At 64.3% G+C, this 13,648-nt stretch carries 8 protein-coding genes; 7 read left to right on the forward strand and 1 reads right to left on the reverse strand.

The features are described 5' to 3' along the window. Positions 1 to 57: 57 nt before the first annotated feature. Genes J4E58_RS18435 through pelG form a run of 7 tightly spaced genes read left to right on the forward strand, consistent with a single transcriptional unit; the run spans position 58 to position 12,229 of the window. Positions 58 to 2,868 (forward strand): bifunctional glycoside hydrolase 114/ polysaccharide deacetylase family protein, encoded by a 2,811-nt coding sequence (locus J4E58_RS18435; RefSeq protein WP_087090945.1) that lies wholly within the window; start codon positions 58 to 60, stop codon positions 2,866 to 2,868. Next, positions 2,846 to 6,436, forward strand: a complete 3,591-nt coding sequence (locus J4E58_RS18440) for a tetratricopeptide repeat protein (protein WP_087090946.1) — start codon at positions 2,846 to 2,848, stop codon at positions 6,434 to 6,436. The genes J4E58_RS18435 and J4E58_RS18440 overlap by 23 nt, the downstream gene beginning before the upstream one ends. A gap of 28 nt (positions 6,437 to 6,464) precedes the next feature. Beyond that, complete coding sequence (locus tag J4E58_RS18445) at positions 6,465 to 6,986, forward strand: hypothetical protein (protein WP_007925542.1); 522 nt, start codon at positions 6,465 to 6,467, stop codon at positions 6,984 to 6,986. A gap of 5 nt (positions 6,987 to 6,991) precedes the next feature. Beyond that, positions 6,992 to 8,362, forward strand: a complete 1,371-nt coding sequence (locus tag J4E58_RS18450; protein WP_087090947.1) for a PelD GGDEF domain-containing protein — start codon at positions 6,992 to 6,994, stop codon at positions 8,360 to 8,362. Beyond that, positions 8,340 to 9,329: a HEAT repeat domain-containing protein gene (locus J4E58_RS18455; RefSeq protein ID WP_087090948.1), complete on the forward strand. Its 990-nt coding sequence runs from the start codon at positions 8,340 to 8,342 to the stop codon at positions 9,327 to 9,329. Before J4E58_RS18450 ends, J4E58_RS18455 begins: the two co-directional genes overlap by 23 nt. Further along, positions 9,326 to 10,858: a GT4 family glycosyltransferase PelF gene (gene pelF / locus J4E58_RS18460; protein ID WP_087090949.1), complete on the forward strand. Its 1,533-nt coding sequence runs from the start codon at positions 9,326 to 9,328 to the stop codon at positions 10,856 to 10,858. Before J4E58_RS18455 ends, pelF begins: the two co-directional genes overlap by 4 nt. After that, positions 10,859 to 12,229, forward strand: a complete 1,371-nt coding sequence (pelG, locus tag J4E58_RS18465; protein ID WP_007925551.1) for an exopolysaccharide Pel transporter PelG — start codon at positions 10,859 to 10,861, stop codon at positions 12,227 to 12,229. A 142-nt stretch (positions 12,230 to 12,371) separates the two neighbouring features. Here pelG and J4E58_RS18470 read toward each other — a convergent pair whose 3' ends face one another. Next, a complete protein-coding gene (locus J4E58_RS18470) occupies positions 12,372 to 13,640 on the reverse strand; it encodes a condensation domain-containing protein (RefSeq protein WP_087090950.1) in 1,269 nt (422 codons plus the stop codon). Positions 13,641 to 13,648: the final 8 nt, after the last annotated feature.

The raw sequence follows: 13,648 nt of genomic DNA on the forward strand, positions 1-13,648 counted from the left end.
GTTGCAGAGGGCTCGCGGGTCCGGTATCGCGCGGATTGATTTACTCAAGAGTGATTTATGGACATCGAGTTTCGCAGGGGGCGTGTTTGCAAAGGGGTACGGCGGCTGTTTACCGCGCTGGCGTTGTGTGCGACCCACTCGGTGGTGCAAGCCTCGCCGGCGGCGCCCGCCAGTGTCGGGTTCTGGTACGCCGATCGGCCACCGCTTCAAGAGTTGGCGCAGTTCGAATGGGTTGTGGTCGAGCCGGGCCATATGAGCACCGCCAATGTTGCCACCTTGCGCGAACTTGGCAGCCAGCCGTTCGCCTACCTGTCGGTGGGTGAGTTCGATGGCGACCGCGTCGCCCTGGACAAAGCGTCGCTGACCCGCAGCGCAAGCGCTACGCGTAACAAGGCCTGGAACAGCCAGGTCATGGATATTTCGACGCCAGCCTGGCGCGAACATCTGTTCAAGCGTGCCAAGGCGTTGCAAGGGCAGGGTTATGCCGGTCTGTTCCTCGATACGCTCGACAGCTTTCAATTGCTCCCCGAGGCTCATCGCGAACCGCAACGCAAAGCCCTGGCATCGTTTCTGCGGGAACTGCACAGCCGCCAGCCGAACCTCAAGCTGTTCTTCAACCGGGGCTTCGAAGTGCTGGGCGAGCTCGATGGCGTTGCCTCGGCCGTGGCCGTCGAATCGATCCATGCCGGCTGGGATGCCTCAGCCAAGCGTTATCGCCCGGTTTCCGAGTCCGACCGCAACTGGCTTGAAGGTGAGCTCAAGCCACTTCGCGCGAAAAACATGCCGTTGGTGGCCATCGACTACTTGCCGCCCGACCGTCGCGAAGAAGCGCGCAAGCTGGTTCGCCAATTGAGCCAGGAAGGCTTTATCCCGGTGGTCACCACCCCGGACCTCAATGCCATCGGCATGAGCACCGTGGAAGTACAGCCGCGGCGCATCGCCATGCTCTACGACCCGCGCGAAGGCGAACTCTACGATCACGCCGGGCACCGGATGCTTGGCGGTCTGCTGGAATACCTGGGCTATCGGGTGGACTATCTGCCGGCCGATGCCAGTTTGCCGTCCCACAGCTTCGCCGGCCTGTACGCCGGGGTGGTGGTGTGGATGACCAGCGGCCCACCCCAGGACAGCCGTGCCTTTAATGGCTGGATTGGCCAACGCCTGGACGAACAGGTGCCGCTGGCCATCATGGCCGGCCTGCCGATCGAGGATCGCGCATTGCTCAAGCGCCTGGGGCTGAACCTCGCGGCGCCGGGGGCTCGCGGCGCACTGCGAGTGCTGAGCCAGGACAAGGCCCTGATCGGTGGCTTCGAGGCGCCGGTAGTGGCGCGTACCCGAGAGCTGACCCGTGTGACGCTGCTGCCCGACGGGCCGCAACCGGCCCTGTTGCTGGGGGATGACCAGGGCGGCAAGTACGCCCCCGTGGCCATCGGCACCTGGGGTGGCATGGCCCTGGCGCCTTATGTGGTAGAGACCAATGTCGAGCGCAGCCGCTGGATTCTCGACCCCTTTGCCTTTATCCAGAAAGCCCTGCGCCTGCCGGCACAACCGCGCCCGGACACCACCACCGAGAACGGCCGGCGGATCGCCACGGTGCATATCGACGGGGATGGCTTCCCATCCCATGCCGAAGTGCGCGGCACCCCTTATTCCGGGCGCCAGGTGCTGGATGACTACATTCGTCCCAACCCGTACCTGACCTCGGTTTCGATCATCGAAGGGGAGGTCGGGCCCAAGGGCATGTCGCCGTTCCTCGCCAGGGAGCTGGAGCCCCTCGCCCAGGAGATCTTTGCCGATCCCAAAGTCGAGGTTGCCAGCCACACCTACAGCCACCCGTTCTACCTGCAGCCGGAAAAGGCCAGGCAGGACGAGGACTTCCACGCCGAATACGGATTGCGCCTGAACATCCAGGGCTACAAGACCCTGGACTTCAAGCGCGAGATCGTCGGATCGCGGGACTACATCAACAGCCGCCTGACCACTGCGCAGAAGCCGGTGAAGTTGCTCTTCTGGCCGGGGGATGCGCTGCCCAGCGCCGAGACCATCAAGCTGGCCTACGACGCCGGGCTGAAAAACGTCAACGGCGGGCAGACCATCCTGACCAAAGCCAATTCGTCGCTGACCGGCCTGTACCCCTTGTTGCGTCCCACCGAAGGCGGCTTGCAGTACTACGCCCCGGTGATCAACGAGAACATGTACACCAACCTCTGGAAAGGCCCGTATTACGGCTTTCGCGACGTCATCGATACGTTCGAGCTGACCGACAGCCCACGGCGCCTGCGCGGCATTCACCTGTACTACCACTTCTATTCGGGCACCAAGCAGGCGTCGATCAAGGCCATGGCCGATATCTACCGCTTCATGCGCGGCCAGCAGCCCTTGTCGTTGTGGATGAGCGACTACCTCGATCGGGTCCATGGCCTGTACCAGGCCAGCCTGGCCCGCACCGCCAATGGCGACTGGCAGGTCCGCGGCATGGACGGCTTGCGTACCCTGCGCCTGGACCCGGAGCTGGGCTGGCCGGATCTGGGTCGTTCGCGGAACGTGGCCGGTGTCCGCGATCTGCCCCAGGGCCGTTATGTGGCCTTGAGCGGCGACCGTGCGCTGCTGGCCCTGCGGCCCGAGCGTGACCCGCGTCCGGCATTGGAGCTGGCGAATATTCCCTTGCGTGACTGGCGTTATGTGAGTGACCGACAGGTGAGCTTCTCTTTTGCCGGCCAGTTCAACCTGGAGTTCTCGGTGCGTTCGGCCAGCGCCTGTCGGGTCGAGGTCCGGGGCCAACGTTATGCCGGCAAGTCCGAGCAGGGCCTGTGGCATTTCCAACTTCCCATGAAGCAGGTGAGTGATGCCCAACTCTTCTGCAACTAAGGCGCCACGCGCACGGCTGCTCAACCCCTGGGCATTGCTGCTGGTGGCGATGGTCGTCGGCGTGCTGCTGTGGGCGACCTATCGCAACGAAGATACCTTCCGTCCCACGCTCGGCCCCCCGGACGAAGTGTCCGCCAGCTATGCCGAGGTGCTGCTGGCGGCCCATCCGGAAAACAACGAATTGCGCACCCAGCTGCTCGACCTGCTGATTCAGCTGGGCGATTACCCGAGGGCGGAAAAACACCTGGCCCAATGGCCACAGGCCGAGCCAGCGCTGAAGTCCTACTACCGCCTGCAACTGGATGCCCTGGCGCTGACCAACAGCACCGACGGCCCAGCGTTGCAGGCCCTGGCCGAACGTTTCAAGGTCTTTGACTACAAGACACTGCCATCCCCCCAGCTCGAGCGCCTGGCCACGCTGGCCTTGAGTGTCCAGGCCCCGGGGCTGGCCGCGGACGCCTATGCCGAACTGGCGCGTCGCGATCCAGGGCAGCGTGAGCATTGGCTGCCCGAGGCGGCGAAGTGGTACCAGGCCAGCGAGCAACCCGGACGCGCGGCCGACCTCTATGTGCAGTTGCTCGATGCCAGCCAGACGCCAGAAGCGCGTCACCAGTTCCTGCAGGAAGCCTTCAACACCCTGGTGGCGGCGGATCGCGGCGCTCAGGCGGCCGAGCTGTTGGCCCGGGAACTGGCCGCCCAGCCGGATGCGCAATTCGATGCTGCGCTGCTTGACCGGGGCGTCGATGTGGCGGTAGCGCACAAGCGTCCGGACCTGGCCGAGTCATTTTTCATCGCATGGCGCAAGTCGCAGCCCGACAACCCGGAAATCCTGGCCAAGGAGTTCAGGCAGCGACTGGCCTTCGGTGACCTCAAGGGCGCTCATGCGGCGGGCTCGCAACTGCTGGAGCAACATCCGGAGGATCCGTTGCTGCTGGAGCAGATGGCCCATCTCGCCGAATGGCGGGGCGACTCGGCCTCGGCGCTGGGCTACTGGATCAGCCTGAGCAAGCTGCGGGATAACCCGGCCGAGTTCGAGCACACCTGGCGCCTGGCGATGCAGAGCTACGACTTCGACCGGGGCATTCCGCTGCTGGCGGGGATCATGGACAGCCGCGCCCTGAGCAATGTCGAACTCGATGCCCTGGTGTACGCCGAAGAATCCCGGGGCACGCCCGAGCAGGCGGAAAAGTGGTTGCGCCGCTATGTCGCCAAATACCCGAAGCACCGCCTGGCCTGGGTCCGCCTGTTGCAGAACCTGGAAAACACCGAGCAGTACCCACAGCGGCTGGCGGTCTGGAAGAACTTCGCCAGCCGTTATCCGTTGACCAGCGCCGAGCGGGTGGACTGGGCCAACAACCACCTCAAGCTGTTTGACAGCCAGTCGGCCTGGAAGGTGATCACCGCGGTCGACGGCAACAAAATCAACGACCTCGACTACTGGCAGTCCCGTGCCGCGCTGGCCTGGGACCTGGAGTCGGACGATGAACTGCAGCTCGCACTGGAGAAGATGCTGGCCATCAAGGGCTCGCTCAATACCGGCGACGAGAGTGAGCTGATCGCCCTCTATCGCACCCGCGATCCGCGCAAGGCCTTGCAGTTGACCGTCGACAGCTGGCGCCAGGGGCACAATCCGCGGCGCCTGGTCGCGGCCCTGCAATTGGCCCAGGAGCTTCAGGACTGGCCATTGGTGATCGATCTGCTCAAGGAGGCTGACCAGTACCCGGAAGCCGCCGACTATTCCCAGGTCCTGGCAGCGCGCGGGGCGCTGCAGGTCCACCAGGGTCATCACGACGAGGCCCTGCGCCTGTATCGCCTGGGCTTGAGCCGCTTCCCGGAGGACAACACCTTCCGCGAACGCCTGATGTGGCTGTATGTCGACCTGGGGCGCACGGGCGAGATCAAGCCGCTGCTGCAACAATGGCGTTCCCTGGCGCGCGGTGACAGCACGCTTTGGCTGCCGTTTGCCGCCGCCAGCCAGTTGCTGGGGCGCAATACCGAGGCCCTGGCCTGGTACCGCCTGTACCTGCAAGCCAATCCCCGGGACTGGATGGTCCAGGCGGCCTACGCCGATGCCCTGGAAGGCGCCGGTTATGCCGACTCGGCCCAGCGCCTGCGGCTCAAGCTCAATCGTCAGGTGACGCCCGAGCAGATCCGCGCCACGCCCCAGGGCTATGCGACCTGGCTGCGCCTGGTGGCCAGCAGCTACTCGTCGCGCAAGGCGCAGAACAAGGCGATGCAATGGCTGGACGGCTCCAGGCCGATGCTGCAGTTGTGGTTCGAGCAAATGCTGGTGCGCCTGGATGACATCAATCAGTCGGCGCAGAAGGATGACTGGCTGGCCTGGGCCCGCGCCCGTGGCCTTAAGGTCAGTCGCTACGAACAGATCCAGCAAGCCCTGCGCGGCAACAATCGCCAAGCCCTGGAGCGCCTGGTGGCCAGCGATGGCCTGGACCCGGCGCAGCGGGTCGAGGCCCTGAACAGCCTGGGTCGTGGCGGCGAAGCGCTGGCCGTCGACCTGTCGGCGCTGGGCGAGGACCAGCCTCCCGCGATCCGTGAGCAATTGCGGCGCCAGGCCATCGAGATGACCGAGCGCACGCCCCAGGGCGTACAAATCGCCTGGGAACGCCAGGATTACGGCGGACTGGTGTTCAACGGCCCGCGCCTGAGCGCTGCGCGTTACCTGAATGACGACTGGTACGCCAAGCTCGTGGTGGAGCAGGGCCGATACAGCGGCGACACCCTCGATGAATCACGCCTGGGCAACGAGACCAATACCGGATTGACCTTGCAGCGGCAGTTGGAGGACGGCGACTACAAACTGATCTTCGACAGCAGCCTGCGCAAGGACGATGACCGCAACGGCCTGGGCGCCAGCCGCACCTGGCAGGTGGACAGCGGCAACGAACTGGACGTCGGCGCCGACTGGCACCGTAAGAACGAGGACAGCGGGCTGATGCGTGCCTTCGGCCAGCAGGACGATGTCTGGGTCGGCGGGCGGCATCGCTATTCGGCCCGTGACCAGTTGTCCTGGAGCCTGGCCCAGCGCTGGTTCTCGACCCGCAGCGGCGATGACCTGGGCAGTGGCCAGGCGTTGAAGATCGAGTTCGACCACACCTTGCAGTTCGAAGGGCCGAACTGGGCATTGCGCAGCGGCATCGACTACCAGCAAAACAGCCTGGACCACCGTTCGCTGCCCAACCTGGCCAATACCCTGGGCGGGGGCATCGACCTGGCGGGGGCCGGCCTCGAGGATCCGAACCAGATCACCAGCCAGACCCTGCTGCAAAAGCGCTACGGCCAGCTGTTCTTCGGCAGTTCGTGGCGGCGTGGCTTCCCCGGGGCACTGAACCGCACGCGTGGGCAGTACACCTGGCTGGTAGACGTCAGCTCAGGCTGGCAGTGGACCGACAACACCATCAACTACGCCATCAGTACCGGTGTCGGCACCGAGGTGATAGGGGATGACGAATTGGCGGTGACCTTCGGCTACCAGTCGGCCCCACAAGGCGGAACGGGCAAGTCCGGGGGCACGGCAGGTGTCAGCTACAGCGTCCGTTTTGGACGCTGATCATGGAATTCAAAGAGGAGTGAACCTTATGCAATCCATTCGTTGCGTGAGTCTGGCGATGGTCGCCTTGCTGATGGCCGGCTGCAGCAGTTTTACCGGCCAGGACAGCCCCGAGCTGTCGAAATCCGCCCGCTGGGGCGTGTTGCCGCTGGTCAACTATTCCCAGACGCCCCAGGCCGGCGAGCGCAGTGAGCAGATTCTGCTTAGCGTACTGAGCAGCCGGGGCCTGCAACCCCAGGTCTACAACGGCGCGGCGGGGCAGGGCGAACAAGCCCTGCTCGACGATAACGAGCGCCTGGCCGGAGCCATGGATTGGGCTCGCGAGCAGAATCTCGACTATGTGGTGTCCGGCAGCATTGAAGAGTGGCAGTACAAGAATGGCCTGGATGGCGAGCCGGCGGTGGGCATCAGCCTGCGGGTGGTCGAGGCGGGTACCGGCAAGGTGCTCTGGAGTAATAGCGGCGCCCGTGCCGGCTGGTCCCGCGAAAGCCTGGCCGGTGCGGCGCAGAAGGTGCTCGACAAGCTTGTCGGTGGCCTCAGGATCGAGTGACTGTCATGAGATCTCCACACATGGACTACGCGCTGGCGCCCCGCGCCAGCGGTCCGGCGTCATGGCTGGAAACTTTCCTGGTGACGGCCCTGGTCATCGGCGTGGGTCTGTGGCTTGCGCCACAAGACCCGCTGCAGGTGCAGGGTGAGTTTCCCTGGTCGGTGCTGGCGCCACTGTTGCTGGGCGTGCGCTACGGCTTTGTCCGCGGCCTGATCAGCGCCAGCCTGCTGGTGGCGGCGTTCTTCATCCTGCGCCAGTCGGGGCTGCCCGGTTACGCGCAGATCGCTCCCTCCTACATTGTCGGCGTGCTGGTCTGCGGCATGCTCGTGGGCGAGGTGCGAGACCTGTGGGAACGGCGACTGCTGCGCTTGCAGATGGCCAACGAGTATCGCCAGTACCGGCTCGACGATTTCACCCGGGCGCACCAGATTCTGCGGGTGTCCCATGATCGCCTGGAGCAGCGCCTGGCCGGCAGCGACCAGAGCCTGCGCAGTTCGTTGCTGGGCCTGCGCGATCGCCTGCGCGTGCTGCCCAATGGCGATGACCCGCTGAGCCTGCTGGCCGAGCCCGTGCTGAGCCTGCTTGGTCAGTACGGCTCGTTGCGGGTAGCCGCGCTGTATCGCGTGGAGCAGGCCGGCCATGCGTCGCCGAACCTGAGCCTGCTGGCCGCCACCGGGACCATGGGGCCGCTGGACCCCAACGACCTGCTGGTGCGCTTGTGCCTGGAGCGCGAGGAACTGGTGAGTGTGCGTGAAGAGCTGCTCGATAGCGGCGGGCAGGCTTCGGTGTCGTCCCTGCAGGCCTGTATTCCCTTGGTGGACACCCAGGGACAGGTGCTGGCGATCCTCGCGGTACGGCAGATGCCGTTCTTCGCCTTCCAGGAGCGCACCCTCAGCCTGCTGGCGCTGCTGGCCGGGCATATCGCCGACCTGCTGCGCTCTGACTTGCAGGTGCTGCAACTGGAAAGCGACGATGCCCAACACTTCACACGTCAGCTCAAGCGTTCGCTGGTGGATGTCGAGCAGCACGGCCTGTCCGGTTGCCTCTATGCATTTGAATCGACCCAGGCCAACGATGAACTGACGCGGCTTTTCGAACGCAGCCAGCGCGGACTGGACCTGCACCTGGGCCTTGCCAACAACCGCGGGCACGCTCTGTTGCTGGTGCTGTTGCCACTGACCAGTGCCGAGGGCGCCCAAGGCTATCTGGCGCGCCTGGGCAAGCTGATTCACGAGCATTTCGGCATGAGCGTGGAACTGGCCAGCCTGGGGGTCACCGTGCTGCCTTACGACCTGGAGTCGGCCCGGCAACGGGATGGGCTGCGTAACTTCCTGTACAACGAGTGTGGCCTGAATGATCAGCAAGTGGCTGTTTAGCGCAGCGTTTTTTTTCGAGGCGGGGAGCTGGGCCAGCCTGACGGCGCAGTTGCCCGACCCGCAGATCGCGCTGCTGTATGCAATGACCCACGGGATCGCCTGCGGCCTGCTGACGGCGGCGGTCTGGCGGCTGCTGCCGGCGCGCTATCGCACGCCATTGCCGTGGAGTCCGCTGTTCATTTTCAGCCTGGCGTTCTTTGTCCCGTTGCTGGGCTCGGTGGGGGTGATTGCGGCGATCTTTCCGGCGCTGTATCTGCCCCGCAAGCGCGATACGCAGATGTGGCAGGCCGTCGGCATTCCCGGCCTGCCGTTTCGCGCGCAGCCCCATTTGCATTCGCCGACCTTCGGTGACAGTGGCTTGCAGGATGTGTTGCGCCACGCGCCGGACCCCGACCAGCGCCTGGCGGCGTTGCTCGCCACCCGCAGGATGCCGGGCAAGGAAGCGGTGCCGATTCTGAAGCTGGCCCTGGGTGATCCGAGCGACGATGTCCGTCTCCTGGCGTATTCGATGCTCGACAAGCAGGAAACCGATATCAACCAGCGGATCCAGTCGTCCCTCGAACAGTTGCCCGGTGCCGCGCCCAGGAAGGCCGGCGCCCTGCATGCCACCCTGGCGCGCTGGTACTGGGAACTGGCCTACCTGGGCCTGGCCCAGGGCAGCGTCCAGCTGCACGTGCTGGAGCAAGCCGGCGAACATGCCAGGCTGGCGCTGGAGGCGGGAGAGGGCGGCGAGTTGCTGTTGCTGGCCGGGCGTATCGCCCTTGAGCGTGGCGATATCGACAAGGCGCGGCTGCATATGCACCAGGCCCAGGAAGCTGGCATGGACCCGGCCAAGGTCTTGCCGTTCCGTGCCGAAATCGCCTTTGAAAGCGGGAACTATGCGGAGATTCCCGCGCTGTTGAGCCGCTTGCCGCCGCAGATGCAACAACGTCCGCCCTTTGCCGGGCTGATAAGGACCTGGACATGAAGAAAACCGTCAACCCAACGCCCATCGCCGATGTCTGCCTGTTGCTCGAGGGCACCTGGCCTTATGTGCGCGGCGGTGTGTCCAGCTGGATTCACCAGATGATCCTCGGGCTGCCGCAACTGACCTTTTCGGTGTTGTTCATCGGTGGCCAGCGTGCAGCCTACGGTCAGCGCCGCTATGAGATTCCAGCCAACGTCGTGCACATCGAAGAGGTGTATCTGGAGGAAGCCTGGCGCAACCCGAAGCACAGGCGAGTCGCCCACACCGCGTCCCTGGAAGAATTGAGCAACCTTTACCGTTACCTGCACAACCCGGAAAAACCGGCCGCCGAGCTGGGCATTGGTGTGCTCGATTCCCTGGCCCAGGCGCGGATCACTCTGGATGACGTGCTCTACAGTCGCCCCAGCTGGGAGGCGCTGACCGAAGGGTACGAGCAGCATTGCGCCGATCCTTCCTTCGTCAATTATTTCTGGACCCTGCGCACCATGCAGTCGCCGTTGCTGATGCTCGCAGATGCCGCCCGACGCATGCCGCGGGCGCGGGTCCTGCACTCGATTTCAACCGGTTATGCCGGGCTGGCGGGCTGCATCCTCAAGCAACTGTGGGGGTGCCAGTTGCTGCTCAGCGAGCACGGGATCTACACCAAGGAGCGCAAGATCGACCTGGCCCAGGCCAGCTGGATCGCCGAAACCAGCAACCAGGCACTCAACGACAGCATGGACACCGGTTCCGGTTACATCCGTATGCTCTGGGTGCGCTTCTTCGAGCGCATCGGTCATCTGGTCTACGACAGCGCCGACCAGATCATTGCCTTGTACGACGGCAACCGCCAGCGACAGATCAAGGACGGCGCACCGGCCGAACGCACCCAAGTGATTCCCAATGGCATCGACCTGCAGCTCTGGACCCAGGCCCTTGAGTCCCGGGCCGAAGGCATCGCCCCCGTGGTCGGACTGATCGGCCGGGTGGTGCCGATCAAGGACGTGAAGACCTTCCTGCGGGCCATGCGGGGAGTGGTCAGTGTGATGCCGCAGGTCGAAGGCTGGATCGTCGGGCCGCAAGAGGAAGATCCCGAGTACGTCGCCGAGTGTCGCAGCCTGGTGGCCAGCCTCGGGCTGGAGCAAAAGGTGCTGTTCCTCGGGTTCCAGAAGATCCAGGACATCCTGCCGCAACTGGGCCTGATGGTGCTGACGTCCATCAGCGAGGCCCAGCCCCTGGTGATTCTCGAAGCCTGGGCCGCCGGCACTCCAGTGGTGAGCAGCGACGTGGGCTCCTGCCGCGAGCTGATCGAGGGCGGCGAAGCGTCCGACCGTGATCTCGGGCTGGCCGGGGAGGTGGTGGCGATCGCCGATCCCCAGGCCACGTCCCAGGCAATCATCGACCTGCTGCGCAGCCCCGAGCGCTGGAAGTCCGCCCAGGCCGCCGGCTTGTCGCGGGTTCACCGCTACTACAGCGAAACCTTGATGATCGAGCGCTATCGCAGGCTTTATCACAGCGCCATGGGCACCCTGCAAAAGGAGGCCGTGTAAATGGCCGGTATCGGTTTCGAACTGCGCAAGATTCTCTCGCGCGACTCCTACACGGCGACGCTGCATGCCTATGTCTATGCCGGCCTGATCAGCTCCGGGCCCTGGGTCCTGTCGATTCTCAGCGTGATGCTGGTGGGGGTCATCAGCCTTGGGCTGGTGGTTCCGGAGGTGGTGATCCGCCAGTTCCTGATCACCGTGACCTACCTGATGGCCACGTCGCTGATCCTCACCGGCGGCTTGCAACTCTTCTTCACCCGTTTTGTCTCCGACCGCCTGTTCGAGCGCAAGTACGAGCAAATCCTGCCGAACCTGGTGGGCATGCTGCTGCTGGTGACCCTGGGGGCCGGGGTGCTGGGCATCCTCCTGTTGATCACCTTGTTCGACCAGGGGCTGATCTACCGCCTGCTGACCCTGGCCAACTTCGTGGTGCTCTGCAACCTGTGGCTGGTGATCATATTCCTCTCGGGGATGAAGGCTTATAACCGCATCCTGCTGGTGATGCTGGTGGGCTATGGACTGATGGTCGGCAGCGCATTCTTCCTCAGGCACCTGGGCATGGAAGGGCTGCTGCTGGCGTTGCTGCTGGGGCACAGCAGCCTATTGTTCCTGTTTCTCTACGACATCCTGCGCGAATACCGGGCCGAGAAACTGGTGGCCTTCGACTTTCTGGACCGGCGCCAGGTGTTTGTCAGCCTGCTGTTGACCGGGCTTTGCTACAACCTGGGAATCTGGATCGACAAGTTCATCTTCTGGTTCAACCCGCAGACCTCGAGCCAGGTGATCGGGCCGATGCGCGCCTCGATTCTTTATGACTTGCCGATCTTCCTCGCCTACCTGGCGATCATTCCTGGCATGGCGGTGTTCCTGGTAAGGATCGAAACCGACTTCGCCGAATGGTACGAGCGCCTGTTCCGGGCGGTGCGCGACGGCGAGACCCTGCAGCATATCGGTTCGTTGAAAGCCGAGATGACCTTCTCGATCCGCCAGGGCCTGCTGGAAATCTGCAAGGTCCAGGGGCTGACGGTGGTTCTGCTGTTTCTCTTTGGCCCGCGCATACTGGAGTGGCTGGGGATGTCCAGCTACTACCTGCCGCTGTTCTACATCGACCTGATCGGGGTGAGCATCCAGGTGGTGTTCATGGCGATCCTTAACGTGTTTTTCTACCTCGACAAACGGATGATCGTGCTGGAACTGTGCCTCTTGTTCGTGGCACTCAACGGCGCCTTGACCCTGCTGAGCCTGTACCTGGGGCCAAGTTTCTTCGGCTACGGCTTCACCTTCTCGCTGCTGCTTTGCGTGCTGCTGGGGCTGGCGCGGTTATCGACGGCGCTGGATGACCTGGAGTACGAAACCTTCATGTTGTCTCGTTGAAACTCAAGCCGGTCAGTGAGGATTGAACACCCCCACGCATTATCGGCAGGAGCGATGCCCGGCTCGTTGCAGCCAGGCCATCCGCCAAGAGCGCAGGACTGTGCGAACTGCGCTCTTGGCGGTGGTCTACACGCTTTGCGGATCAGTCGCCGGGAATGCCTTGCAGATCGCTGATCATCTGTTCGATGACCTGTCCTGCATGGTCGCCATAGGCTGCGGCGTCCATGTCGATCCGCCCCGAAATATGCTCGGTGTGCTCATCCAGGGTGATTTCGAAAGCCACACGGCAGGTATCGTTGGGCAATAGCCGCAGGCTCATCCACTGGTTGTCGCCCAGGGCGATGCGGCTGCCTGCGCTGCGTGAGTTCCAGGCGTTGAACAGCTGGGGAAACGGCAGTTCGAAGCCGGCGGTGCGGGTAGACATGCCCTCGGGATACAAGGCTGCCGGCTCCATGTCCTGGCGAGCCGCGGCATTGATCAACGCCCGCTGCATGCACTTGATCACCGCGGCCAATGGCTCGCCGGGCTCATGCCGGGTACTGACCGGGATGGTATTGGACAACGGCCCCACCAGCTTCTGGGCCGCGGCGCCCGGGCGATTGGCGAAGGGGACGCCGGTCACCACGGTGGCGACACCGCTGACGGCACTGATTGCCCGTTGGTAGATGGCCAACAGCAGTACGAACGGCGTCACGCGCTGGGCCCTGGCATAGTCCAGAACCCTGCTGCGCGGCACGCTGGAGGTGAACTTCAGGCTCTGCATGCGCCCCATGCCGCCAGCGCCTTTGGCGCGCAGTGCGTCGAGCCCGTAGGGCCCCGTCCCCGGGTAGATCTCAAGCCGTTGCGCCGCGCTTGCCGGCGGCGGCAGGTGCTGCAGCCGGCAATAGTCGTTCCAGGCGGTGCAGGACACCGGGGGCAGGCCCGAGTAATGCTGGGCGATATCCTCCAGCAGCAGGTCAATCGACGCGCCATCGCAGGTATAGATCCAGAAGCCGATCCAGATGTGCAAGCCAGCCTCGTCTACCGCCGAGGCGATGCGCAGACCGGGTTCGGCGGCTTGCCTGGCCCGATAGGCCAGGAAGTCCTGGTCGGTGAGGGCGGCCTGCACCTTGCCCAGTTGCTCACGCAACGCCTGGCGCAATGCCTGTTCGCCGGGGGCCCGGCCGACCAGTTGTTCTCCTTCGATCTCGAATCGGGCCGCCAGGATCGGATGCCGGGCCAGGGTCTGGGCCACGGCGTCGAATACTTGCGCGTGGCAACACTGCTCGCTGAAGTCCAGACGCAGCGCGCCAGAATAGGCGCGCCCCGTCTGGTCAAGCATCGCCCCGGTCCATTTTTCCCGCAGCCCCGCGACGCTGGAAAGCGTCGCCAGGGGTCCCTTGAAGGGAGGGATCAGGTAGTTCTGATGCATGACGATAA

The sequence above is a fragment of the Pseudomonas sp. FW305-25 genome (genome assembly GCF_017351415.1).
Classification (GTDB): Bacteria; Pseudomonadota; Gammaproteobacteria; order Pseudomonadales; family Pseudomonadaceae; genus Aquipseudomonas; species Aquipseudomonas chlororaphis.